This window comes from Pseudomonas sp. PvP025, from assembly GCF_017832155.1.
Classification (GTDB): Bacteria; Pseudomonadota; Gammaproteobacteria; order Pseudomonadales; family Pseudomonadaceae; genus Aquipseudomonas.
Genome location: NZ_JAFIBJ010000001.1, coordinates 2,257,874 through 2,284,128 on the forward strand (window position 1 = coordinate 2,257,874; position 26,255 = coordinate 2,284,128).

The window sequence follows — 26,255 nt, forward strand, 5'->3', positions numbered from 1 at the left end:
GAGCCAGCCAGCTCCCACACTTGACTGTATTCACACATCAAATGTAGGAGCTGGCTGGCCTGCGATGAGGCCAGAACAGACAGAAGCGGTTAAAGCCCCTCCAACTCGGCCATCAAATCACTCAACCTGCCCACCTTCTCCACGCTGATCTCATTGCCCGCCAACCCCTCGATATACTCGGCCAGCTCCGCCACCGTACTGCACTCGAACATCGCCCGCAGCGGCACGTCGCGTTGCAGGGTTTTCTGCACCCGCGAGGCGATCTGTGTGGCGAGCAACGAGTGGCCGCCCAGTTCGAAGAAGTTGTCCTCAACGCCGACACGCTCAACCTTGAGCACTTCGGCCCAGATCGCGGCCAAGGTGGTTTCCAGCGCGTTGCGCGGCGCCAGGTAGGCCTGACTGTGCAACTGGCCGATCTCCAGGGCTGGCAAGGCCTTGCGGTCGAGCTTGCCATTGACGTTCAGCGGCAGGCGGTCAAGCCATAGCCAGTGCAGCGGCACCATGTATTCCGGCAGTTCGGCGCGCAGGCGTTGCTTGATGCGATCCAGGCGTTCGCCGGGGTCAAGCGCCGCGTCGGCGGCCACCAGGTAGCCCACCAGGTGTTTGCCGTTGACGCCCTCCTGCACCCCCACCGCCGCGTCGCGCACTTCGGGTTGTTCGTGCAGACGCGCTTCGATTTCACCCAGCTCGATGCGGTAACCGCGAATCTTCACCTGATGGTCGATACGTCCCACGTATTCCAGCACACCATCGCTGCGGCGACGGGCAAGGTCACCGGTGCGATAGAGACGCTCGCCCGCCGCGCCGAACGGGTTGGGCACAAACGCCTGGGCGGTGCGCAACGGATCGCTGACATAGCCACGGCCCACACCGGTGCCGGCCACACACAACTCGCCCACGGCGCCTTGCGGCACCAGGTCCAGCGCACCGTCCAACAGGTACAAACGGTTGTTGTCGGTCGGCGTGCCAATCGGCAGGTACGTGCCGCGTGTCGAGGCCAGGTCGACGCGGAAGAACGCCACGTCGTCCGAGCATTCAGCCGGGCCGTAGGCATTCACCAGGCCAATCTGCGGATAGCGTTGCAGCCATTGATGCGCCAGCTCCGGCGGCATCGCTTCACCCGTCGGCAGCATCCAGCGCAGCCCGTCCAGGCTGACGCGTTCCTGGGCCAGCATGCCCTGGATCAGCGACGGCACGCTTTCCAGCACGGTAATGCCTTGGGTCTGCACATGTTCGAGCAAGCCCTGGGGATCATGGGCGATGGCATTCGGCACGATATCCACCCGCGCGCCGAACAGCGGCGCCGCGAGAAATTGCCACACGGAAATATCAAAGCTTTGCGAGGCGGTCTGCGCGATGACATCCGCTGGCGACAGGTCCAGGTACGGCACCTTGCTCAACTGGTTATTGAGCATGCCACGCTGTTCGACCATCACGCCTTTGGGCTGGCCGGTGGAGCCCGAGGTGTAGATCACGTAGGCGAGGTTATCCGGTGCGCTGTAGATGCCAGGATTTTCACCACGGGCCGGCACCTCCTCCCACACCAGCAACTGGCAATCGGTGCCATCGAGTAACTCGATGGCCTGTTCGCGACACGCTTCACTGCACACCAATAACGGCGTGCGGCTCAGCGCGATGATGCGGCTCAGCCGCTGAGCAGGCAGGCCCGGGTCCAGCGGCAGGTAACCGGCACCGGCCTTGAAGCTGCCGATGATCATGCCCAGCAGGTCGAGGTTGCGCTCGGCCAGCAAGGCCACCGGTTGATCCACGCCGACACCCGCGCTGATCAACGCATGGCCCAGGCCGTTGCTGCGGCGGTTCAGTGCCTCATAGGTCCATCGCTGGTCCAGGCAACTGGCGGCAATGCGCTGCGGATGCTGCGCCACCTGTTCTTCGAACAGCTCAACGTAGCTGCGCGCCAGCGGGTAATCCTGTGCGCTCTGGTTACAGCCCTCCACCAGGAAGGCACGCTCCTGCTCGCCGATCAGCGGCAGGTCGGTCATGTCGCCGTGAAAGCCCTGCATCAGCGCCAGCAGCAGGCGTTTAAACTCACCGAGCATGCCTTGCACGGTGGTTTCATCGAAGTAACGCTGGTCGTAGGACAGGTGCAAACCGAGGTCATCGCCCGGATAGCACACCGCCGTCAGCGGGAAATTGGTGTGGGTGCGGCCGGAATCCGAGGTGGCGTTCAGGCTCTGCGCGCGGTCCAGCACCGAGGTGTCCACCGGCGCGTTTTCGAACACGAACAGGCTGTCGAACAGCGGCTGGCCCTTGGGCAGTTCGCTGTGTTCCTGGATCGTCACCAACGGCAGGTATTCGTACTCGCGCAGTTGCATGTTGCTGTCGAGCAGGTCGTTCAACCACTGGCGCACGCTGCAGGGCTGGTCGTCCTCGGGCAGCTTCACCCGCAGCGCGATGCTGTTGATGAACAGGCCAACGGTGCGTTGCATCTCGGGCATGTCCACCGGGCGCCCGGCCACGGTGACGCCGAACAGCACGTCACGCTCGCCGCTCACACGCCGCAATACCAGGGCCCATGCCGCCTGGGCAAAGGTATTGACGGTCAGTTGATGGGCCTGGGCCAGTTCGCGCAGTTGCGCGCCGTCACGGGCATCCAGTCGGGTGTAGCAGTCGCCCACCAGCATGCCGCCGCTGTGGCCTGCATGTTCGCGCAGGAACGGCCGGTCGCTGGGGATCGGCGTGGTGCGCTCGAAACCCTGCAGGTTGCGCTGCCACCACTGGCGCGCTTCGTTGAGGTCCTGGCGTTGCAGCCAGGCGATGTAGTCACGGTAACGTGGCGGCGTGGCCAGTTGCGCCGCGCGGCCTTCGCCGAGGGCGAGGTAGATCTCGAAGAAGTCGTTCATCAGCAGCGAACGGCACCAGGCATCGATGAGGATGTGGTGGTTGCTCATCATGAACCAGTAGCGCGCTTGGCCCACACGGATCAGGCGCAGGTGGAACGGCGCCTGGTTGAGCAGATCGAACCCGGCTTCGCGCTCCTGCTTGAGCAACGCTTGCAGGCGCGGCTCGTGCTGGTCTTCGCGGTCGCCGCTCCAGTCCAGGTACTCGATCGGCGTGTTGCCGGGTTTGTGGATCACTTGCAGCATGTCTTCGCCGACGTTCCAGCAGAACGACGCACGCAGGGCCTCGTGGCGTGCGATCACCGCTTGCCAGGCCTGGGCGAAACGCTCGGGGTCGAGCACGCTGTCGATGCGGTAGCGGTCCTGCATGTAATACAGGCCGGTGCCCGGTTCGAGCAGGGTGTGCAGCAGCAGGCCTTCCTGCATCGGCGTCAGCGGGTAGACGTCTTCGATCCGGTTTGCCGCCACCGGCAGGCTGTCGAGCTGCCCCTGGCTCAGGTGCGCCAGGGGGAAGTCGGACGGCGTGAGGCCAAAAGCTTCGTCTTCCAGGCAATGGGCGATCAGGCCTTGCAGCTCGGCCAGATACCCGTCGGCCAGCGCGCGAATGGTCTGCGGCTCATGGCGTTCGCGGCTGAAGGTCCAGCGCAGCACCAGTTCGCCGCCGTACACCTGGCTGTCGACGCTCAGCTCATTGGGCAGCGGCGCGTCCGGGTCGTGCGCCAGGCCGGCCGACTCATTCAGCGGATGGAACAGCGCGTCGCTGCCAAAGCTCTGGTCGAACTGGCCGAGGTAGTTGAAGGTAATGGGCGCATCCGGCAGCGCCGCCAGGGTCTGTTGGCACAGGTCGTCGGCCAGGTAACGCAGTACGCCGTAGCCCAGGCCTTTGTGCGGCACGCCGCGCAGTTGCTCCTTGATCGCCTTGATCGAATCGCCCTGCGCAGCCGCCGGCGTCAGGCGCACCGGATAGGCGCTGGTGAACCAGCCGACGCTGCGGGTCAGGTCGATGTCATCGAACAGTGCTTCGCGGCCGTGGCCTTCCAGTTGGATCACGGCCGAGTCGTGGCCGCTCCAGCGACACACCACCCGCGCCAGGGCGGTCAGCAGCAGATCGTTGACCTGGGTGCGGTAGGCGCTCGGCGCCTGCTGCAACAACTGGCGGGTGCGCTCGGCATCCAGGCGCACGCTGACCGTCTCGGCATCGCGGTTGCGCAACGCGCCCTGTGGTCGCGCCACCGGCAACAGCGAGGCAGGCCCGGCCAACTGACGTTGCCACAGGCTCAACTCTTCACGCAGGGATTCGCTATGGGCATACGCCTGCAAGCGTGCCGCCCACTCGCGCAGCGCGCTGGTCTTGGCCGGCAGGCTGACGGAGCGGCCTTCGCTCAGTTGGCGATAAACGTTCTGCAGGTCTTCGAGTAACACGCGCCACGACACGCCATCCACCACCAGGTGATGGATCGCGATCAGCAGCCGTTGCTGCCCCTCGGGACCGTCGACCAACAACGCGCGCAGCAGCGGGCCATGTTGCAGATCGAGGCTGCGCTGGGTTTCGGTGAACAGTGCGACGCATTGCGCCATGTCCTGCACCTGCGCCTGCATCAGCACGCCACCGTGCGGCACGCCCAGGTGTTCGGCGTACCACTGCGCATCGCGCCGGGTGAAGCTCAGGCGCAGTGCATCGTGATGTTCCAGGACCGCCAGCAACGCCTGCTCCAGGCGATGAGGGTCGAGCAATTGCAGCGGCTTGAGCAGCAACGCCTGGTTCCAGTGCTCGCGCGCCGGGATGTCGGTGTCGAAGAACCAGTGCTGGATTGGCGTGAGCGCCGAGGCGCCCGTGAGCAACCCTTGCTCGGCCACTACCTGCTCGGCACGCGTGGCGACGGCGGCCAGGGTGTGCACGGTCTGGTGCTGGAACAAATCGCGCGGGCTGAAGTGAATTCCGGCCTGACGCGCGCGGCTGACCACCTGGATCGACAGGATCGAATCGCCGCCCAGTTCAAAAAAGTTATCGTCGAGGCCAACCTGTTGCACGTTCAACACCGCGCACCAAATGGCGGCCAGGGTGCTTTCCAGTGCGGTGCGTGGCGCCACGTACTGTTGGCGATTCGCTTCGGGGTCGGGCTGCGGCAAGGCGCGGCGGTCGAGTTTGCCGTTGGCGGTGAGCGGCATGCTGTCGAGCACAATCAGGTGCGCAGGCACCATGTAGTCCGGTAACTGCGCCTTGAGGTGCGCCTTGAGGTGCGCCTTCAGCGCATCGCGCAACGCGCCGTGCTGCGCATCGCTGACCCAATAAGCGACCAGCTGTTTGCCGCTCGGCGCATCCAGCGCCAGCACCACCGCTTCACGCACGGCCGGGTGTTCGAGCAGGCGGGTTTCGATCTCGCCCAGCTCGATGCGAAAGCCACGAATCTTTACCTGATGGTCGATGCGGCCCAGGTACTCGACCAGCCCGTCGGCACGCTGGCGCACCAGGTCGCCGGTACGGTAAAGGCGACCGCCCTCGCGGGCAAACGGGTCCGCGACAAAACGCTCCGCCGTCATGCCCGGCCGTTGGTGATACCCCTGGGCCAGACCGGCACCGCCGACGTACAGCTCGCCGGTTGCGCCTTGCGGCACCAGCGCCAGGTCGGCGTCGAGAATATAGGCGACGCGCGCGCCGATAAGGCTGCCGATCGGTACGCTGGCAGCACCCTCCTCCAGTTGCTCCGGGGCCAGGCTGGCGAGCGGCATCACCACGGTTTCGGTCGGGCCATAGGCATTGAAAAACACCTGCGGCTGGAACGCGGCGCGAATGCGCTGCAGGTGTTCACCGGTCAGCGCTTCGCCACCGGTGATGCACATGCGCACCGGCAACGTCTGCTGCTGCGTGGCCAGCCATTGCGCCAACTGGCTGCCGTAGCTGGGGGTAAAGCCGAGAATATTGATGCGATGGGTACGGATCAGCGCGCAGATTTCCTCGGCATCCCACTGCCCCTGGGCGCGCAATACCACCTGCGCGCCGCTGAGCAGCGGCACCAGCAAACGCTCGGTGGCGGCGTCGAAGTTGATCGAATAAAAATGCAGCTCGCAGTCGTCCGCACGCATGCCGAAACGCTCGATCACTGCCTGGCAATGCATGGCGATTTCACCGTGGGACACCACCACGCCCTTGGGTTTGCCGGTGGAGCCCGAGGTGTAGATCAGGTACGCCTGGTGTTGCGCCAGGCTGATAAACGGCAGCTCATCGGCCGGGTAGTTCGCCAGCGCCGGCAGGTCATCTTCCAGGCACCAGCAGGCCACCGTCGCCGGCAATGGGCCAAGGGCTTCGAGCATCGCCGCATCGCTGAGCAACAGGCCGATGCCGCTGTCTTCGATCATGTAGTGCAGACGGTCCAGCGGATACTCCGGGTCCAGCGGCACGTAAGCGCCGCCAGCCTTGAGGATCGCCAGCAAGCCGATGACCATTTCCAGTGAGCGCGGCAACGCCAGGCCCACTCGCACCTGCGGGCCCACGCCGCGCTCGCGCAGCACCCAGGCCAGGCGATTGGCGCGCGCATCGAGTTCTGCGTAGGTCAGGGTTTCACCGGCAAAGGTCAGTGCCGGTGCGTCGGCACGCTGACGCGCCTGCTGGCTGAACAGCTGCTGGAGGCACTGGTCGAGACGGTGCTCGCCGGCTTCAACCCCGAGGCTGTCCTGCAATGCACGCTGCTCTACTGCCGTGAGCAACGGCAATTCGCTGAGGCGCTGCTGCGGATCGGCGATCAGCGCTTCGAGCAGGTTGCGCCAATGCGCGGCCATGCGTGCAATGCGTGGTTCATCGAACAGGTCGGTGCTGTAGGTCAGGCAGCAACCCAGGCGATGGTCGAGGTCGGTGACTTCCAGATTGAGGTCGAACTTGGTGGCGCGCGCATCGTTGGCCAGGTACTCGACGCTCATGCCGGCCAGCTGGCGGCTTTGCTGGAATTCCCAGCGCTGCACGTTGCACATCACTTGGAACAGCGGGTTGTACGCCGCGCTGCGTGGCGGTTGCAGGGCTTCAACCAGGTGGTCGAACGGCAGGTCCTGGTGGGACTGGCCCTCGATCACCGTATGGCGCACCTGCTCGAACAGCTCGCCGACGCTCATCTGCCCGTTGAGCCGGCAGCGCAGCACCTGGGTGTTGAGGAACGCGCCGATCAGCCCTTCGCTTTCCGGGCGAATGCGGTTGGCCACCGGCGCGCCGATGCGCAGGTCGGTCTGGCCGCTGTAGCGGTAAAGCAACACCGCCAGCGTCGCGGTCATGGTCATGAACAGCGTGAGGCCGCGTTTGGCGTTGAACGCACGCACGCGCGCCGCCAGATCATCGCTCAGATCAAAGCGATACAACTCGCCACGATGGCTTTGCACGGACGGCCGTGGACGGTCGCCGGGCAGCTCCAGCAACGGATGCTCATGGCCGAGTTGCGCGGTCCAGTAATCGAGCTGGCGCTGACGCTCGCCGGCTTCCATCCACTGGCGTTGCCACACGCTGTAGTCCAGGTATTGCACGGGCAGCGGCGCCAGCGGCGAGTCGCGCTCGTCGATAAAGGCTTCGTACAGGGCGCTCAGCTCACGGGCAAAGATGTCCATGGCCCAGCCTTCGGTGACGATGTGGTGCAGGGTCAGCACCAGGTAGTGTTCCTGCTCGGCGGCCTTGACCAGGCAAGCGCGCAGCAACGGCCCGGTTTCCAGGTTGAAGGGGGTGTGGGCTTCGTGATCGGCCAGTTGCTGGATGCGTTGCTGGCGCTCGGTTTCGTTCAGCGCCGAGGCATCCTGCCAGTCCATGCGCAAGCCGGTTTGCGCCGCGACCCGCTGATACGCCACGCCATCGACGCTCGGGAACGTGGTGCGCAGGGTTTCGTGGCGCATGATCAACGCCTGCAACGCCGCCTCGAACCGTCCCACATCCAGCACGCCGCGCAGGCGCGCCATGCCGCCGACGTTGTAGGCCGGGCTGTCGGGCTCCATTTGCCAGAGGAACCACATGCGCTGCTGGGAGTAGGACAGCGGCACTTTCTGGCTGCGGTCGACCCGGGCGATGGCGGTTTGCTGATTGCGCTGGCCGGCGCCCTGGATCCGCGCAACCTGCGCGGCAAAGGCGCCCAGTTCGCTGGCGTCGAACAGGGTGCGCAATGGCAGTTCGACGTCGCAGGCCTGGCGGGTGCGCGAGATGATTTGCGTGGCCAGCAACGAGTGGCCGCCGAGGGCGAAAAAGTCGTCGTGCAGGCCGATACGCGGCAGGCCGAGCACGTCGCGCCAGATCGCGGCGATTTGCTGCTGCAACGGTGATTGCGGCTCGACGTGTTCGCGGGAGTGCCACACCGGCTCCGGCAATGCGCGGCGGTCGAGTTTGCCGCTGGGGCTCAGGGGCATTGCGTCCAGGCGCATCAGTACGGCGGGCACCATGTACTCGGGCAGCTCGGCAGCCAGGGCGGTTTTCAGCGTATGAGCGTCCAGCTCGGCATGGCCGGTGTAGTAGCCGATCAACTGCGCATCGCGCACCAGCACCACGGCCTGGGCGACTCCGGCCTGGGCGAGCAGGCGCGCCTGGATTTCTTCCGGCTCCACGCGAAACCCGCGCAGCTTCACTTGCTGATCCAGACGGCCGAGGTATTCGAGCACGCCGTCAATGCTCCAGCGCGCGCGGTCACCGGTGCGGTACAGGCGCGTGCCCGACTCGCCCAGCGGGTCGGCGACAAAGCGTTCGGCGGTCAGCCCGGCACGGCCCAGGTAACCCCGGGCCAGGCCGCTGCCGCCGATGCACAGCTCACCCGGCACGCCGGCCGGCAGCGGGTTGAGCTGCGCGTCCACTACCCGACAGATCACGTTGCCCAGCGGCCGGCCAATCGGCGAGCGCTCGCCATCGGCCACCGCGCAATGCCAGTGAGTGACGTTGATCGCGGTTTCCGTCGGGCCATAGCGGTTGTGCAACTGCACCGCCGGCAATTGCGCCAGCACGCGGTTGCGCAACTCGGCGGGCAAGGCTTCGCCGCCCGAGAACAGGCGACGCAGGCTGGTGCACTCGGCCGCCAGCGGTTCGTCGATAAACACCCGCAACAGTGGCGGCACGAAGTGCAGCGTGGTCACGCCATGTGCCTGCACCAACTGCGCGATGCGATGAGGATCGCGATGCTCGCCGGGCCCTGCCAGCACCAGACGGCACCCGGTGATCAATGGCCAGAAGCATTCCCACACCGACACGTCGAAACTGATCGGCGCCTTTTGCATCAGCACGTCAGTGGCGTTGAGCTGATAGGTGGCCTGCATCCACTGCAAACGCTCGGCCAGGGCCGCATGGGTATTGCCCACGCCCTTGGGCTGGCCGGTGGAGCCGGAGGTGTAGATCACGTAAGCGAGATTGTCGCCGTGCAGGTGCAGGCCGGGCGGCTGGGTTGGCCAGCTGTCCAGGTGCAGGCTGTCCATGGCGATGACGCACACCCCTTCGGCGCTGGGCAGTTGCGCCAGCAGTGAGGTCTGGGTGAGCAGCAGGTGCACGCCGCTGTCGTGCAGCATGTAGGCCAGGCGCTCGGCCGGGTAATCCGGGTCGAGCGGCACGTAGGCGCCGCCAGCCTTGATGATCGCCAGCAGGCCGACCAGCAGCTGCGGCGAGCGCTCGGCGGCGATGGCCACGCACACGTCCGGGCCGACGCCTTTGTCGCGCAGGTAATGGGCCAGGCGGTTGGCCTGGGTGTGCAGTTGGGCAAAGCTCAGGCTGCCGTGCTCCCAGACCAGCGCGGTAGCGTGCGAGGTGTGCTGATTGAGCAACTCGGGCAGCCACTGGGTGGCAGGCGCACAGGGCGCGGCGCTCCAGTGGCGCTGCTCGTCCTGAAGCATCAGCGGCAAATCGCCGATCGCCTGTTGTGGGTGCGTGCAGGCGGCTTGCAGCAGCGTGAGGTAGTGTTCGGCGAGGCGCTGGATGGTTGCGCCATCGAACAGCTCATCGGCGTAGTCGAACGCCAGGCTCAGGCGCCCATTGCGGTCTTCTTCGCTGTGCAGCTGCAGGTCGAACTTGGCTTCGCGGCTGTGCCATGGCAGCTCATCGGCGAGCATGCCGGGCAGGCGGCGCAACGCACCGAGATCACGTTGCTGGTGGTTGAACATGACCTGGAACAGGCCCTGTTCGCGGGCCTGGGGGAAAGCTTCCAGCAATTGCTCGAAGGGCAGGTCCTGATGGGCCTGAGCGCCGAGGGCGGCCTGGCGGGTCGCCGCCAGCAGCTCATTGAATGGCAGGCGCCCGTCCAGCTCGGCACGCAGCACCAGCGTGTTGATGAAGAAGCCGACCAGCCCCTGGGTTTCCTGGCGCGGACGGTTGGCGCTGGGTACGCCGATTCGGATATCGCGCTGGCCGCTGTAGCGATGGAGCAACGTCTGGAATGTGGCGAGCAATAGCATGAACGGCGTCGACTCATGGGCCTGGGCCGCTTTACGCACCGCGTCGCTGAGGTCGGCGCTCAGGCGCACGCTGTGGCGCGAGGCACTGTGACGGTGATGGGCCGAGCGTGGGTGGTCGGTAGTCAGGCTCAGGGCCGGATGCTCATCACCAAGCCGAGCCTTCCAGTACGCCAGTTGCCGCTGGCCTGCGCCTTCGGCCAACCATTGGCGCTGCCAGCTGCCGTAATCGGCGTATCGCAGGGTCAGCGGCGGCAGCTCCAGAGGCTGGCCCTGGGAGGCGGCGGCGTAGAGGCGCGAGAATTCATCAATAAGGATATTCAGCGACCAACCGTCGGCGATGATGTGGTGCAGGGTCACCAGCAAGTGGTGCTCTTCATCGTTCAGACGCACCAGGGTCACCCACAGCAGCGGTCCCTTTTCGAGATCGAACCGGGTATGCGCCTGCTCCTCGCGAATCTGCTGCGCGCGGGCGTCACGCTCATGGGCGGGCAGGTCGCTGAGGTCGATGACGTGCAGCTCGAACGCCACGCTCGCCTCAATGCGCTGGAAGGCGTGGCCGTCGCGCTCGTAGAAGCGCGTGCGCAGCGCTTCGTGGCGCCGCACCAGGTACTGGAAGCTTGCGCGCACGGCGTCTTCATTCAGCTCGCCGCGCAAACGCAGCGCGCCGGGGATGGTGTAGGCGCTGCTGTCAGGCTCCAACTGCCAGGTGATCCACAGACGGTTCTGCGCCAGGGATTGCGGCAGTTCGACCTCACGCGGCAGGGCCTGAATCGCGCCTTCGGCGACGCCGCCGTCCAGCTGCAAACGGGCGACGCTGGCGGCAAAAGCTTGCAGGGTGGGCGCTTCGAACAACAGGCGCAGGTTCAGCTCCAGCCCCAGGCTTTCACGCAGCCGCGCGACCACCTGGGTGGCGGTGATGGAGTTGCCGCCGAGCAGGAAGAAGTGATCGTCGGCAGCGACCTCGTTGACCTGCAGTTGCTCGCACCAGATCGCGGCGATCTGGTGTTGCAGGTTGGATTCCAGCACCGCATCACCGGCCTGCGCGTGCAGGCCGGGGAACTGCGCGTAGCTGTCGAGGCTGCCATCGGCGTGACGAAGCGCGCAGGCGGCGCGCTGCACTTTGCCGCTGGAGGTCTTGGGCAGCGCACCCGGATTGAGCAGCACCACCACGCTCGGCGCCTGTTGATACGTCTCGGCCACGGCCTGGCGAATGGCTTTGATCAGCGCTTCGGGCGGCAGAATCTTCTGCACGCTGCGGCTGATTTCGGCGGCGATGCCGATACCTTCCAGGCCCTGGTCGTTTACCGCAAACGCGGCAACCCGGCCCTTGCGCACCACTTCCACTTCGCGCTCGATGGTCCGTTCGATGTCCTGCGGATACAGGTTGTGGCCGCGCACGATCAGCAGGTCCTTCAGACGACCGGTGATGTACACCTCGCCGTCGCGGATGAATGCCAGGTCACCGGTGCGCAGCCAGGTGCGGCCAGCGTGCTGCACGAAAGTGTTGGCGGTGGCTTCAGGGTTGCGCCAGTAGCCGTGGGCGATGCTCGGGCCGCTGGCCCAGAGTTCGCCGACGTGGTTGTCCGCCAGTTCGCTCAGGGTATGCGGGTCGGCGATCAGCACAGCGTGGTCAGGTTGACCGGTGCCGCAGCTCATGATCGCGCTGCCCTGCCCCGGTTCGGCACGGTTGGCGGCCAGGGCCCGGTCGTCCACCCGCAGCGCCGGGATGCCCTGGCCACGGCGGCCACCGGCGACAAACAGGGTCGCTTCGGCCAGGCCATAGGAGGCGAAGAAGTTGTTGGCGCTGAACCCGCAGGCGGCGAATTTCTCGGCGAAGCGTTCCAGGGTATCGAGGCGGATCGGTTCGGAACCGGAATAGGCCACGCGCCACCGGCTCAGGTCGAGGCGCTCCAGCGCGGACTCGCTGACCCGTTCGCTGCACAGGCGGTAGGCGAAATCCGGACCGCCGCTGATGGTGCCGCCGTATTCGCTGATCGCTTCCAGCCAGCGCAACGGCCGGCCGAGGAAGTAGGCCGGCGACATCAGCACGCAGGGCACGCCGCTGAAGATCGGTTGCAGCAGGCCGCCGATCAGGCCCATGTCGTGGTACAGCGGCAGCCAGCTGACGATCACGTCGTGTGGGTTCAGGTCGATGCCAAAGCCACGGCGGATCAGCACTTCGTTGGCCACCAGGTTGCCGTGGCTGACCTGCACGCCCTTGGGCAGTGCGGTGGAGCCGGAGGTGTATTGCAGAAAGGCGATGTCGTCGGGCTGCAGCTCGGGGGCGGTCCAGTCGCCGGCGCCCGGCAAGGTATCGACGCTGAGTATCGGCGGCGCGTTTTCAATCTGCGCCAGGCCCTCGGCGAGGCTGGCGATGGTCAGCAGCAGGCGCGGTTCGGCATCGCTGATGATTGACAGCAGGCGCTCCTGGTGATGACGCCGGGTGGACTCCGGCGGGTAAGCCGGCACCGCGATCACCCCGGCGTACAGGCAGCCGAAGAACGCCGCCACATAGTCCGGCCCGCTGGGGAACAGCAACACTGCACGATCACCCTGTGCGGCGCTGGTTTGCAGGGCGGCGGCGATGGTGCGCGCGCGCAGGTCGAGGTCGCGGTAACTGAGCACCACGTTGTGCTCGGCGGACTCGGCGAGGAAACGCAGGGCGACCTGGTCCGGAGTCTGCGCGGCGCGGCGTTGAAGGGACTGGACCAGGGTGCGGGGAAGTTCGAAGGCGTCCATCATGGGGTTCCTGCCTGAAATCGGCTTGCGGTAAATCGGGAAATAGGGGGTTGTCAGCCGGCGGCCAGCTGCCGCGCCGCACCATTGCGCCAGCGGGCCAGGTGGTCTTCGGCGTAGCGGCGCAGGCAGCGCAGCACGGCGCTTTCGTGCTGCATGAGAAAGAAGTGGTGACCGTCGAACATGTCCAGGGAAAAACCGCTGGCGGCGTCGAGTTGCCAGTCGAGCAACTGGTCGGCGCGCACGCTGTCCTGTTTGCCGCCGAACACATGGATCGGCAGGCCCAGCGGCTCACGCTGGCCGTAGACAAAACTGCCGCACAGCAGGAAGTCGGCGCGCAGGATCGGCAGCATCAGTTGCATCAATTCGGGGTTGGCCAGGGCTTCTTCGGCGGTGCCCTGCAGTTCGCGCAGACGGGCGATCAGTTGTTCGTCGGTCTTTTCGACGGCGTATTCGCTGACATCTCTGGTGGCAGGGCCGGCCGTGCCGGAGGCAAACAGCGCCAGCGGCGCGGGCACGTTGAGGGCGCGCAAGGCGTGGGCCAGTTCGAAGGCCAGCAGGCCGCCGAGGCTGTGACCAAACAAGGCGTATGGGCCGCTCACGTCGCGGCTGATTTCCTCTGCAAGCTGCGCGGCCAGAGCCTTGATGTCGCGCTGCAACGGCTCGTCCATGCGCATGCCGCGGCCGGGCAATTCCAGCGGGCACACTTGCAGCCAGTCCGGCAGGGATCGACGCCAGCGCGCATACACCATGGCGCTGGCGCCTGAGTAAGGCAGGCAAAACAGCCGCAGTCGGGTTGGCATATTCATCGAGCCGGAACTCCAGACAGAGACATGCTGTGTGCACGGTACAAACCCATTGCGTCCTCCTGCGGGTGCTGATCCATGGCCGTTTTCCAACAGGCCTGTCACCCAGAAGAACGGACGGCACCGGCAAATAATTAGTCGTCGACGGCGAGCGAGAGAGACTCACTGCAAACAGGCAAGGCCACGATTAGTTCGTCTTCTCATTTGACAATCATTATCATTAAGCATAATTTGTTGCCCGATGTGTAGGAGGCCTCAGCAAGGAAGCCCTCCCCTAACCTATTCAGCAGTCAGGTGATTTCCATGACGGAACAAGTATTCTCAGGCCGGTGCGACTCACCGCTTCTCCAGGCCTTTGTCGACAATCGGCTGATTCTGGTGAAGATCGCAGCGCGTATCACCGGGTGCCGCTCCCGGGCCGAGGACGTGGTGCAGGACGCTTACTTCCGACTGCAATCGGCGCCGACGATCACGTCATCGTTCAAGGCCCAGTTGAGTTACCTGTTCCAGATCGTGCGCAACCTGGCCATCGATCACTATCGCAAGCAGGCGCTGGAGCTCAAATATTCGGGAACCGAAGAGGAAGGCCTGAATGTGGTGATTCACGGCGCGTCACCGGAAACCTCGCATATCAATTTCAACACCCTGGAAAACATCGCCGACGCCCTGACGGAGCTGCCCCAGCGCACCCGCTACGCGTTCGAGATGTACCGCCTGCACGGCGTGCCGCAAAAGGATATCGCCAAGGAACTGGGGGTTTCGCCGACGCTGGTGAACTTCATGATCCGCGACGCGCTGGTGCATTGCCGCAAGGTGTCGGGCAGCCATAGCGATACGTTTGCGCGCCGGGTCTGATAGACGACACGCATTCATGTGGAAGGGGGCTTGCCCCTTTCCACATTTTGATTTGTCTTTCGCTTCAGTGCGCTGGCATCACGTCGATGCGATACGGCTCGAAAATCTTCAACAGCTGGCCGCTGTCGCGCAGGCGCTTGAGCAACTCGGCGAACGCTTCCCCGCTGATCGGCGCGTTCGGCCGCAGCAGTGCATAGTGGTGATACACCTGGTCAACGCGTTCGGAGACCAGGTATTGCCGGGCCATGTCGGCATTGCGCACCAGAAAATCACTCAGGTAGGAGCGCGTCACCAGCGCGATATCCGCCCTGCCGCGCGCGACCATCAGCAGGTTGCTGTCGTGGGAGTAGGTCAACGTCGCGTTGAACTGCTCGGCCATGAACCTGGGGTCAGGGTTGAAGTTGGCAAAGGCATAGTGGTAGCCACTGAACACCGCCAGGCGCTTGCCCTTGAGGTCGGCGAAATAGTCCTGGTCGCGCCCGGACTGTCGCTGGGCGACGAACACCTCGGCATCTTCCAGGCCCATGTCGACGGTGGTATGGGGGATTTCCTGCCAGCCCCAGTCGGGATTCTCGAAGATGGCCATGTCGATCCGGCCTTGCTCAAGGTCGCGAAAACGCCGGGGGATCGAGGTGGGCACCAGCACAAAGCGGTAGTCGGCCTGCGTGGCATTCAGGGCTTCGATCAATTGCGGCAGCAGGCCGGTGTCGGCGCCCTGCTCGGGGCGTACGGTGTAGGGCGGGAAATGCGCGGCGCCGATCCTGACCACTTGCGCGGGATTGGTCTGCGCCCACCCTGCGGTGCCCAGTGCCCATAAAGTCAGTCCTGCAGCCAGCCGCCATGGCGAAAACATCAAGGCACACACCGTTCGATTCTCTGATGGCGATAAGCTAGGCGTTTTTGTCCGCGGAGACAACTTTGTACTGGCAAATTAATAGTTTGCGTCTCCATCGGCGTAGCGCACCGCCCGCCGCGCTTGCCCGGGCAAACCCCAGTCCGGGCCTTAATCGAAAAGCAGCGCGGAACTACAGGCCCGGGCTACGCTCTATCCCCATCAGGACGGGAACAGTACGGGAACCTGCACCATGCCTCATTGGCTGATTATTGACCTTGAAGCCACGACGGATGAAGGCGGCTGGCCCGTGACGGAGATGGAAGTCATCGAAATCGGCGCGAGCCTGGTCAACCGCCAGGGCCGCGAGCTGGATCATTTCCAGCGTTTTGTGCGGCCGTTGCGCCGGCCACTGCTGACGCCCTTTTGCCGCCAGCTCACCCACATCACCCAGGCGAATATCGACGCTGCTGCGCCGATCACCGAGGTGTGGCCGCTGTTCGAACGCTGGCTGGGCCAGCATCAATCGCGCCTGGAAGGTTGGGCCAGCTGGGGTGACTATGATCGCGCGCAGCTGGAGCTCGAATGGCAGCGCCATGGCCTGGTCAGCGCACTCGCCCAGACACTGCATGTGAACCTCAAACAGCGCTTCGCCAAGGCCCGGCGCCTGGACAAACCGCTGGGGCTCAACGGCGCCCTGCAATTGGCCGGCATGCAGTTCCTTGGCCAGCAGCACCGGGCACTGGAGGATGCACGCAACACCGCGCGCCTGCTGCCGCTGATTTTGCCGGTCTAGGCAGCTACTGCGGCGTTGGGCATACTGGCCGACCTTTCCAGACCCTTTTGCGAGGATTCGCCCATGTTCAAAGTCAACGAGTACTTCGACGGCACCGTCAAGTCGATCGCCTTCGGCACCGCAGAAGGTCCGGCGACCATCGGCGTCATGGCCCCGGGTGAATACGAATTCGGCACCGCCCAGCGCGAAATCATGCACGTGGTGTCCGGCGCCCTGAGCGTCAAGCTGCCGGACGCCAGCGACTGGGAAACCTTCGCAGCCGGCACCCGCTTCAACGTGCCGGCCAACAGCAAGTTCCACCTCAAGGTCGCCGTCGACACCGCTTACCTGTGCGAATACCGCGGCTAAGCGTTACGGCTTGAAAAAATGCCCGTCTCCTGCGAGACGGGCATTTTTTATTCCAGCACTGTCACCGGCATCCCGACCGCCAACTCACCGACGCCATCGTTGACCAGATTCTGGCCGAACATCGCGCCGTTCTCGGTCTTGCGATAGGTTTCAAGCGTTGCGAAAGGCTCGCGGTCGGCGCTGCGCTCGCCGGTCTGCGGGTCGATGGTAGTGAGGATGCAGCGCGAGCAGGGCTTGACCACGCGACATTCGATATCGCCGATGCGCAGGCGTTTCCAGCCGTCCTCGGCAAAGGCTTCGGCGCCCTCGATCACCAGGTTGGGACGAAAACGCAGCATTGGCATGGGGCGGCCGATGCGCGCGGATAAATCGTCGAGGGACGCCTGACCGATCAACAGCAGCGGGTAGCCGTCGGCAAAGCCCACCTGATCGGTGTCCTTGCCGAAGCCGGCATCGGTAGCGCGCGCACGCTCCAGCGGCATGTACACCAGGCGCGTCGGCTTGCCGATGAATTCACTGGCCCAGCGGGCGGCTGCGTCGCCTGCATCCGGCACGCGCAAGGTGTCGCGCCAGATAGTGATGCCGCGCAGTTCAGCCGCGCTGTCGGGCAGCGCCACGTCCAGCGTGGCGTAGCCCGGCGAGCTCAGGGTGAGGCCGCCGGCAGGATTGTACAGCGCCGACAACTGGCTCATTTTCGCCACCGCCCGCTGCGTGAGGAATCGCCCGCTGGCTTCGTCCACCAGCATCCAGCGTCGATCCCCCTGCAGCCCGAGTTTATCCAGGCCGATGTGCTGCAAGGCGTCCGCCCTGCCGGACTTCAAGGGGTAACGGTACAACGCGCTGAGACGAAGCATGAGCCTGCTTTCCTGAGGGGCAAAGCCGTCACCCTAAGGTCAAGCCGACACTTCGTCCAGCATCAGGCGTTGACGCACCACATCCACCAGCTTGTCCGGCTGGAATTTGGAGAGGAAATTGTCGCAGCCGACCTTCTTCACCATGGAGTCGTTGAAGCTGCCCGACAGCGAGGTGTGCAGCACCACGTAAAGCTCCCGCAGGCGCGGATCGTTGCGGATCTCGGTGGTGAGGCGGTAGCCGTCCATCTCGGGCATTTCGGCGTCGGTGAAGATCATCAGCAGTTTGTCGGTCATCACCTGGCCGCTGTCGGCCCAGCCCTTGAGCATGTTCAGCGCCTTGAGACCATCGCTGGCAATGTGCATTTTCATGCCGAGCTGGCCCAGGGTGTCGCGCAGTTGCGACAGGGCGACGTTGGAGTCGTCCACCAGCAGCACTTCGCGGCCACGGGCGCGCTCAAGCACCGGGTCTTCGAGTTTTTCGCGGGAAACCTTGGCGTTGTAAGGCACGATTTCGGCCAGCACTTTTTCCACGTCGATGATTTCCACCAACTGGTCATCGACCTTGCTGATGGCCGTGAGGTAGTGCTGGCGCCCGGCGCTGGTCGGCGGCGGCAGGATGGCTTCCCAGTTCATGTTGACGATGCGGTCGACGCCACCCACCAGGAATGCCTGCACCGAGCGGTTGTACTCGGTGACGATGATGGTGCTGTTCGGACCCGGAACCAGCGGACGCATGCCGATGGCCTGGGACAGGTCGATGACCGGCAGCGTCTGACCACGCAGGTTGACCACGCCGCACACGAACGGATGACGCTGGGGCATCAGGGTCAGCTTGGGCAGTTGCAGCACTTCCTGAACCTTGAACACGTTGATCGCGAACAGTTGCCGCCCGGCCAGGCGAAACATGAGGATCTCCAGGCGGTTCTCACCCACCAGTTGCGTGCGTTGATCTACCGAGTCGAGAATGCCGGCCATTGAAAGCTCCTGGTGCGCTGAGGGATTGTGCTGTTCGCTTAAGATTGGTTATCGGCGGCGGGCGCCAGACCTTGACCCTGTAAAATGCCATTTAAACGCATTGATGTCACACTGATATCATGCTTTACTTCGTCGGTGCCTCCATACGGCATGACAACGACGCAGCGCGACCCTCAAAACCACGCGAGGTTCCGTCGCGTAAGGGGTTCCCCTAGGCGCAATCAGGCGTGACCTGATATTCGCGATATCTAATAGCCATTAATGTGACGCCATTCTCATTGCATGAATGGAGTCAGGCCTTTGCTCGCCATCGCCAGCCCTCGGCCCAAAGGCCTCTCAGACGTAAACCCGACGGCAACCGAAGCGCTGCGAATGAACTCGACTGCATTCGGCACGCAGGTCTGCGGCGCGTCTTTAAATAAACTTCCTACCAAAATATCGGAAGCTGCCTACAGATCTCAGTCATATTTCAGCGTTAGTTTTAAGCCATTCACCCAGTGCGGCATCTCACCACCCGACCTTACGTTGTGGAGACTTGCATGATGAACGACGCTAACGAATGGCAAGTTGCACTTTCCCTGTTTCAGCAGGAGGCTGAAAAACTGCTGGCCAAGTCCGAAGAGTGCTTGAGCCACCTGCACATGATTCGCAACGACAGTGACGCCATCGACTGCATGGAAAGCAGTCTCAGCACGCTCGCAGAAAAAGCCGACAGCCTGGCCCTGCAGGGGATTAGCGAGTTTTCGCGGCACATTCAGCACCTGATCGCCAATGCCGAAAACCCGTTGCAACTGCATGATCAGGCCTTGGCGGCCCTGCACGATTGCCTGACATTACTGGCCTGGCAACTCGAACTGATAGATGCTCGCACTGGCCGACTGCAATTGGACGAAACTGAACAAACTACGCTGATCGCAACCGCCTCCCTGCAGATTCCGCAGAAGAACTTCAGTTATAAACCGCAGCAACGTTTGCACCACAGCGCCTGAGTTGCAGCCGGGCTTATATCCGTTAACGACGCGAACCGTCGCCGTTTGAACTTTACGTGCCAGCGAAAAAGAGATCGATTGGCCTTGAATGGCCCTGACGATACACACGCACCTGAACACCGCAACGCCCTTTCCCGCCTGTCGAAACTGCCGCCCCGGCCATTGGCCTGAACGGGCCAGGCGACGTCATGCGCTTGGCGACCAACGGTAATAGTGGTGGTACTATGCGCCGCTCGAAGACTCAACTTCATTGGCTCCATTCGCTATGTACGCCAGCCTCAAGTCACTTATCGCCAGGTCTGTTTCGCGCAGCAATGCACGCCGCATGGTCCTCGTGCTGTGCCTTGGCTCGCTGTCGCTGAGCGTGTGGGCCTACAGCCGCTCCCTCCCACTGCCGCTGGCGGTGCTGCTGCTGAACCTGGCGATAGTGCTGGTGGTCGGCCTGCAGCAATGGAAATCACGCAAGGCCATCAGGTTCCAACCTCAGGAACTTGCCGAGCGCCTGCTGCAGGTACAGGAAAACGAACGCCACCGCCTCAGCCGCGAACTGCACGACGATATCGGCCAATTGCTCACCGCCGCCAAGCTGCAAAGCGAATGGCTGCAGCGCCGCCTGCCGGACGAGCTGCAGGGTCAATGCACGGTGCTGTGCAACACCCTGAATGAAACCCTGGCCAAGGTGCGCGACGTGTCCGCGATTCTCAACCCGCGCCAATTGTCCAGCCTGGGCCTGGAAGCCAGCCTGCGGGCGCATCTGCTCAAGACCCTGGCAAACACCCCGGTGCACTGGAGCCTGGAATGCCAGCAACGGCTAACCGGCATCCCGGAAGAAATGGCCGTGGCGGCCTTTCGCATTACCCAGGAAGCGGTCACCAACATGCTGCGCCATGCCCAGGCGCACAATCTGCTGGTACGCCTGCAACGCCTGCCCGAAGGCCTGTCGCTGGTGATCAGCGACGACGGCCAGGGCTTCTCCCCCGCCAGCAACCCTGCTCTTGAAGGACAACGCGGCATGGCCGGCATGTGTGAGCGGATCGACCAACTGGGAGGCACACTGGCGGTGAGCAGCCAGCCAGGCAAAGGCACCCGCATCGACGCGCTGTTCCCCTGGGCGCCACGCGCCCTCGAACGCGCCAGTCGCCCGAAGGTTATCGAGTGACCTGCAACGTACTCCTGGTGGATGACCACGCGCTGATCAGGGCCGGCGTGCGTGCGCTGATCACGGATATTCCCGGCTACGCGGTGATCGGCGAAGCCAGCGATGGCGCACAGTTGCTGGAGCGGTTCGGCGCCCTGCAACCGGACATCGTGCTGCTGGACCTGTCGATGAAACACACCGGTGGCCTCGATGCCCTGCAGCAGCTCAAGGGTGAGTATCCCAGGAGCAAGGTGTTGATTCTGTCGATGCACACCGACCCGGAGATGATCATGTGTGCGCTGGAGTCCGGCGCCCATGGCTACCTGCTCAAGGACACCACCGCCACCGAGCTGGAACACGCCCTGCGCGCGCTGTGCAACAACGAGCGCTACCTGAGCCCGGCCATCGCCCACACCGTGATCAACCAGGCGCTGGTGCGCAGCCAGGGCGCAGCTTCGGCTGCCGTGCCGAGCCACACGCTCACCGCGCGGCAGCTGGAAATCCTGCGCCTGATCGTGCGCGGCAAGTCCACCCGCGAAATTGCCCATGGCCTGGGCCTGAGTATCAAGACCATCGAAGCGCACCGCTCGCAGATCATGAAGCGGCTGCAGATCTTCGACGTGGCGGGGTTGGTGTTATTCGCCGTGCGCGAGCAGATTATCAGCCTGGACGACTAGCGGAGAATCCTTCGGCAGGTGCACGCGCAGGGCCTTGGGCAACGCCTCGAAGCGCAGGTCATCGCCGCTGAGCGGCTCACCGTCGAGGTTGATGTAAAGCTCTCTCGCCTGCCTGATCTGCACCCATGGCAGCCGCGCCCGCACAAACATCGCGTCCAGGCCCCAGCCGTTGTTCATCAGCTCGCGCAGTGTGCCAACCACTTCCTGGGGCGCCGGGAGGATGCTGACGTCGAGCAGGCCGTCATCGGCCATCGCCTCGGGGCACAGCTCATGCCCACCGCCCGCCTGCCGACCGTTACCGATCCCCAGCGCCAGCAGCTCGCCCTGCCAGTGGAAATCCGGCCCGTCCAGCTCGGCATAGGCAGCCTTCAACTCGCTGAAGCGCGTGAGGCCGGTGAACAGGTAGGCGGCACCACCGAGGACTTTTTTCAGGTCTTCTGAGGTGTTGGCGGTGACCTGGCTGCCGAAGCCGCCGGTGGCCATGTTGAGGAAGATCTGCCCGCCCACCTGACCGAGGTCAATCGCCCTGGGCGGCGTATCCAGCAGCGCCAGGGCCTGGGCCGGCTCCTGGGGCACACCCGCGGCCTTGGCGAAGTCATTGGCGGTGCCGAGGGGCATCAGCACCAGGCTGGCCTGCGCCTTGGACTGAGCCATGGCTTCGGCCACATCGCGCAAGGTACCGTCGCCACCGCCGGCGATGATGTGGGTGTAGCCGCCAGCCAGCGCTTCATCGACCAGGCGCCGTGCATCGCCGCCCTCCCACGTCACCCGAACCGCCAGTTCCCAGCCCAGCTCGCGCCTGGCTTTCACGGCGCTGCGCACGTCCTCGTTGAGGGCTTGCTTGCCGTGGAGAATCAACAGCGCTTTGGGGGTGGTCATTGGTGGGTTACTCCGGGAGTTGAAGGTGCATGAGGGATGTGACCTTTGCCGAGGGGGATTGGTTTACCGGGGTTGGCGCGATTTTTTGATGATGGCGAGTTTGGGTGAGACAGACAGATTGGGGACCTATCCGTTATTCAGGTAACGGCTGCTGGCGGATCCGCGCTATAGAAAAAGCCCCAAAGCAAGCAAAGGGCTCCTGCCCCACCACTCGGCACCTCGCCCAGGATCGGTGTGCCCGAACGCTGTACATAATGTGGCAGGGGGCTTGCTCCCGATGGCGGTGGGTCAGTCAACTTATGTGTAGCTGACACACTGCTATCGGGAGCAAGCCCCCTCCCACAGTTGGATCTCCATTGGTCTGATGGATATCACCTGCTTTTGCTCTGCTTTGCTTTGGCTTTTGATCTTGATCTCAGGCGCCCCGTCAACCACGCTGGACGCACGCAGGCTTGAGCGAGGTGCCGAGTGGTGGGGCAAAGCGTTTTTGGTTACTTTTTGCGCTCTTCAAAAAGTGACCCGCCGTAAGGGCGCAACCAATAGCCGCCATCACCGCAGCAACGGATATGTACACAAAAAGCCGCCATCGGGAGCAAGCCCCCTCCCACAAAAGCCAGGCACTCCAACCCCAAAGCTAGCTCTTGTGCAACTTGCTCATCAACTGCGCCTCAGCCTGGGTCAACCCGCACGACTGCGTCAGCTCATCCACCGTCGCCCCCATGCCGACCAACCTCGCCGCCTGGGCAAACGACAGATTCGCCGGGTCGCGCTGCTCAAGCTGCTCCAGCTTGTCCGGGATCGGCGCCAGGATCGCGCGCAGTTCATGCACCTCATCCCCCACCCTCACCGCACTCTGCTGGTAGTGATCCACCCGCCGGACCAGGTCGAGAATGCGCCGCTCGCGCAGCGCATCCCGCTCGGCCTGTTGCAGGGCCAGCTCCCGTTGCTGGCGCATATAACGCAGCACGAACGCCACCGTCCCGGCCCACAGCAGGGCCAGGACAATCACCAAGGCTTCAAAGAACAATCAGATGTTCTCCAGATCCGACCACTCTTCCTCGCTCATCATCTTGTCCAGTTCAACCAGAATCAGCAGTTCGCCGTTCTTGTTGCACACGCCCTGGATGAACTTGGCGGATTCTTCGTTACCCACGTTCGGCGCGGTTTCCACTTCCGATTGGCGCAGGTAGACCACTTCGGCCACGCTGTCGACCATGATCCCGACCACTTGCTTGTCGGCTTCAATGATGACGATACGCGTGTTGTCGTTGACCTCGGTCGGCACCAGGCCGAAACGCTGGCGGGTGTCGATCACCGTCACCACGTTGCCGCGCAGGTTGATGATACCCAGCACGTAGCTGGGCGCACCCGGGACCGGCGCGATCTCGGTGTAGCGCAGGACTTCCTGCACGCGCATCACGTTGATGCCGTAGGACTCGTTGTCCAGTTTGAAGGTAACCCATTGCAGGATCGGATCATCCAAACCTTGTGCGGACGCTGACTTGTTCATTTCTCTGACCCCTTCAAATACCGTAGACACGGCGTGTGTACTTGCGTGACCGCACTTGCGCGCAGCCCTTATTGTTCAATCAACTGCGTTTATTCTGCGCCATCGTCTTGACCGCACCGCTGGCGATCAACTCGGCCAGTTCGGCGACGTCAAGCAACGCGCACATGTGTTCGATCACGGTGCCCGCCAGCCACGGCCGTTGGCCACGGTGGCTGCGCCATTTGATTTCGTTCGGGTCCAGGCGCAACGAGCGGCTGACTTGATGCACCGCCAGCCCCCACTCGTAGCCCTGCACCGAGATCACGTATTGCAAGCCCTGGCGGAAGTCGTCGCGGTAGCGATCGGGCATCACCCAGCGCGCGGTGTCGAGCACCTTGAGGTTGCCAGCCTGGCTCGGCAGGATACCGAGGAACCACTCCGGTTGCCCGAACAGCGGCGTCAACTCCTGGCCTTCGAGCGAATAGATCGAGCCCAGGCATACCAGCGGCACCGCCAGCGTCAGGCCGGCGACGTCGAACAGCAGGCATTCGAACGGCTCCGCGGCCCAGGCCGGGCGCTCGTCGCCACGCACCGTCGGCGGTGTGATGCTCGGCGGCAGGTGCACTTCGACCACGGGCTCGACCACCGCCGGCGCAGCCACCACCGGCAGCGGAACAATCGGCACCACCACCTGCGCGTCGCGCGCCTGTTCTTCCAGCACCGCCAACTGGAACTCGTCCAACGGAGCTTGCACCGCAGGGGCCGGTTCGAGCACCAGGATCGGCTCCGGCAATTCTTCGGCGGTCGCTTCCTGCAGCAAGGCATCCAGATAGGACTCGAGTGCCAACTGCGGCCGGGTCTTGAGCTTGAAGTCGACAGGTCGGTTCATCATGCCACCTGCGCCACAAGTTGCTGCGACAACAGGTGCTTGAGCAACGCACGGTAGGCCAGCACGCCACGGCTCTTGCCGTCGAACTGCGACGGCGTGAGCCCCGCGCGGCTGGCGTCACGCAGGCGCGTGTCCACCGGGATGTAGCCGTTCCAGATCGCATCCGGGTAGCCGTCGCGCAACACGCGCAAGGTGCCGAGCGATGCCTGGGTACGCCGGTCGAACAGGGTCGGCACGATGCTGTAGGGCAACGGTTGTTTGCGCGAGCGATTGATCATCGCCAGGGTGCTCACCATGCGCTCCAGGCCTTTGACGGCCAGGTGTTCGGTCTGCACCGGAATCACCAGCTGCTGACTGGCCGCCAGGGCGTTGACCATCAGCACACCGAGCAACGGCGGGCTGTCGATGATCGCGTAGTCGAATTCCTGCCACAGCTGCGCCAGGGTCTTGGCGATCACCAGGCCCAGGCCGCTCTGCCCCGGAGACTGTCGCTCAAGGGTGGCCAGCGCGGTACTGGACGGCAGCAGGGAAATGCTCTCGTTACTGGTGGGCAGCAGCAATTGCCCCGGCAAGTCGGCCGGCACGCTGCCCTTGTGCAGGAACAGGTCGTAGCAGCTGTGTTCCAGCGCATCCGGGTCGTAGCCGAAATAGCTGGTCATCGAGCCGTGAGGGTCCAGATCGACCACGACCACACGCTTGCCCGCCTCGGCCAGCAAGCCGGCTAACGCGATGGAGGTGGTGGTCTTGCCGACTCCACCTTTTTGATTGGCAACTGCCCAGACTCTCATTCGGTTGGTTCCTCCCGGCAGGCAATGGCGCGACCGAGACAGTGCATAAAATTAGTGAGCCGGCGACGGGGAATTGACGGAGCCCTGTCGAACCGGCGGCTTAACCGCTGGCGGTGCAGTTTGTGTGCCAGCGCGCTTCAACGCGGCATCCGGTGTTGCATTTGCAGTGCCGGTGCCCGTGAGGCTGCGGCGTACATCCAGGTTGCGTGATACCACCAGCACCACACGGCGGTTGCGCGCGCGGCCCTGCACCGTGGCATTGTTGGCCACCGGCTGGAACTCGCCATAACCCACCGATGCCAGGCGTCCGGGGTTCACACCCTGCATGGCGAGCATGCGCACGATGCTCGCCGCGCGTGCCGACGACAGCTCCCAGTTGGTCGGGTACTGCGCGGTGTTGATCGGCAGGTTGTCGGTGAAGCCTTCCACATGAATCGGGTTGTCAAACGGCTTGAGGATCGCCGCCACCTTGTCGATGATGTTGAACGCCTGATCGCTGGGTATGGCATCGGCACTGGCGAACAACAGGCTGGAGTTGAGTTCGATCTCCACCCACAGTTCATTGCCGCGCACGGTCATCTGGTTGGAGCTGATCAGGTCGCCGAACGCTGCGCTGATGTCATCCGCGATGCTTTTCAACGGGTCGCTGGTACCGCCTATGCCCGCAGCGGTCTCGTCGCTGTCGTTGACCAGCGGCTTGGCCGGGGTCACGGTCTTGGGCCGCTCGTCGCCAATGGGAATTGGCTTGAGCGCACGATCCGTGTCGTTGAACACGCCCACCAGCGCCTGGGAAAGGATTTTGTACTTGCCTTCGTTGACTGACGAGATCGAATACATCACCACGAAAAACGCGAACAGCAAGGTGATGAAGTCCGCGTAGGACACCAGCCAGCGTTCATGATTGACGTGTTCTTCAGGCTCGCGGCGACGACGGCTCACTGGCAACTCCCCCCA

At 63.9% G+C, this 26,255-nt stretch carries 17 protein-coding genes; 6 read left to right on the forward strand and 11 right to left on the reverse strand.

What is annotated here, in order from left to right:
- Window positions 1-89 precede the first annotated feature (89 nt).
- Complete coding sequence (locus tag JOE32_RS09345) at window positions 90-12,992, reverse strand: non-ribosomal peptide synthetase (protein WP_209983401.1); 12,903 nt, start codon at window positions 12,990-12,992, stop codon at window positions 90-92.
- A 50-nt stretch (window positions 12,993-13,042) separates the two neighbouring features.
- Window positions 13,043-13,795, reverse strand: a complete 753-nt coding sequence (locus JOE32_RS09350; protein WP_209983403.1) for a thioesterase domain-containing protein — start codon at window positions 13,793-13,795, stop codon at window positions 13,043-13,045.
- Window positions 13,796-14,095: 300 nt separating this feature from the next.
- Between JOE32_RS09350 and JOE32_RS09355 the strand changes: the two genes are divergently transcribed.
- Window positions 14,096-14,647 carry an RNA polymerase factor sigma-70 gene (locus JOE32_RS09355; RefSeq protein ID WP_209983405.1) on the forward strand — a complete coding sequence of 184 codons (552 nt, stop codon included), beginning with the start codon at window positions 14,096-14,098 and terminating at the stop codon, window positions 14,645-14,647.
- A gap of 64 nt (window positions 14,648-14,711) precedes the next feature.
- On the opposite strand, the gene JOE32_RS09360 is transcribed toward JOE32_RS09355, so the two are convergent.
- Window positions 14,712-15,500 carry a transporter substrate-binding domain-containing protein gene (locus JOE32_RS09360; protein WP_209983407.1) on the reverse strand — a complete coding sequence of 263 codons (789 nt, stop codon included), beginning with the start codon at window positions 15,498-15,500 and terminating at the stop codon, window positions 14,712-14,714.
- Between the two features lie 232 nt (window positions 15,501-15,732).
- Here JOE32_RS09360 and JOE32_RS09365 point away from each other — a divergent pair, with 232 nt between their 5' ends.
- Both JOE32_RS09365 and JOE32_RS09370 read left to right on the forward strand, forming a co-directional pair.
- Window positions 15,733-16,275, forward strand: coding sequence for an exonuclease domain-containing protein (locus JOE32_RS09365; RefSeq protein WP_209983409.1), 543 nt, complete (start codon window positions 15,733-15,735; stop codon window positions 16,273-16,275).
- Window positions 16,276-16,338: 63 nt separating this feature from the next.
- On the forward strand, window positions 16,339-16,623 hold the full coding sequence (locus tag JOE32_RS09370) for a pyrimidine/purine nucleoside phosphorylase (RefSeq protein ID WP_209983410.1): 285 nt from the start codon (window positions 16,339-16,341) through the stop codon (window positions 16,621-16,623).
- Window positions 16,624-16,670: 47 nt separating this feature from the next.
- Here JOE32_RS09370 and JOE32_RS09375 read toward each other — a convergent pair whose 3' ends face one another.
- Window positions 16,671-17,477: an MOSC domain-containing protein gene (locus JOE32_RS09375; protein ID WP_209983412.1), complete on the reverse strand. Its 807-nt coding sequence runs from the start codon at window positions 17,475-17,477 to the stop codon at window positions 16,671-16,673.
- 39 nt (window positions 17,478-17,516) lie between these two features.
- Complete coding sequence (locus JOE32_RS09380; RefSeq protein WP_209983416.1) at window positions 17,517-18,452, reverse strand: chemotaxis protein CheV; 936 nt, start codon at window positions 18,450-18,452, stop codon at window positions 17,517-17,519.
- Window positions 18,453-18,991: 539 nt separating this feature from the next.
- On the opposite strand from JOE32_RS09380, the gene JOE32_RS09385 reads away from it, so the two are divergent.
- The 3 genes from JOE32_RS09385 to JOE32_RS09395 all read left to right on the forward strand — a co-directional run bounded on the left by JOE32_RS09385 (window position 18,992) and on the right by JOE32_RS09395 (window position 21,256).
- Entirely contained in the window at window positions 18,992-19,441 is a 450-nt protein-coding gene (locus JOE32_RS09385; protein WP_209983418.1) for a hypothetical protein, read from the forward strand.
- A 265-nt stretch (window positions 19,442-19,706) separates the two neighbouring features.
- A complete protein-coding gene (locus tag JOE32_RS09390; protein ID WP_209990434.1) occupies window positions 19,707-20,600 on the forward strand; it encodes a sensor histidine kinase in 894 nt (297 codons plus the stop codon).
- Complete coding sequence (locus JOE32_RS09395; RefSeq protein WP_209983420.1) at window positions 20,597-21,256, forward strand: response regulator transcription factor; 660 nt, start codon at window positions 20,597-20,599, stop codon at window positions 21,254-21,256. Before JOE32_RS09390 ends, JOE32_RS09395 begins: the two co-directional genes overlap by 4 nt.
- On the opposite strand, the gene yegS is transcribed toward JOE32_RS09395, so the two are convergent.
- The 6 genes from yegS to motD form a co-directional block, all read right to left on the reverse strand.
- Window positions 21,215-22,135 (reverse strand): lipid kinase YegS, encoded by a 921-nt coding sequence (gene yegS / locus JOE32_RS09400; protein ID WP_209983422.1) that lies wholly within the window; start codon window positions 22,133-22,135, stop codon window positions 21,215-21,217. The genes JOE32_RS09395 and yegS overlap by 42 nt on opposite strands.
- 634 nt (window positions 22,136-22,769) lie before the next feature.
- Window positions 22,770-23,162, reverse strand: a complete 393-nt coding sequence (locus JOE32_RS09405) for a DUF2802 domain-containing protein (RefSeq protein ID WP_209983424.1) — start codon at window positions 23,160-23,162, stop codon at window positions 22,770-22,772.
- Window positions 23,163-23,645 (reverse strand): chemotaxis protein CheW, encoded by a 483-nt coding sequence (locus JOE32_RS09410; RefSeq protein ID WP_003236843.1) that lies wholly within the window; start codon window positions 23,643-23,645, stop codon window positions 23,163-23,165. It lies immediately after the preceding gene.
- Window positions 23,646-23,724: 79 nt separating this feature from the next.
- Window positions 23,725-24,513, reverse strand: coding sequence for a CheW domain-containing protein (locus tag JOE32_RS09415; protein ID WP_209983427.1), 789 nt, complete (start codon window positions 24,511-24,513; stop codon window positions 23,725-23,727).
- Window positions 24,513-25,301, reverse strand: coding sequence for a ParA family protein (locus JOE32_RS09420; RefSeq protein ID WP_003236847.1), 789 nt, complete (start codon window positions 25,299-25,301; stop codon window positions 24,513-24,515). Before JOE32_RS09420 ends, JOE32_RS09415 begins: the two co-directional genes overlap by 1 nt.
- Window positions 25,302-25,352: 51 nt before the next feature.
- Window positions 25,353-26,240 (reverse strand): flagellar motor protein MotD, encoded by an 888-nt coding sequence (gene motD / locus JOE32_RS09425; RefSeq protein WP_209983429.1) that lies wholly within the window; start codon window positions 26,238-26,240, stop codon window positions 25,353-25,355.
- Window positions 26,241-26,255: the final 15 nt, after the last annotated feature.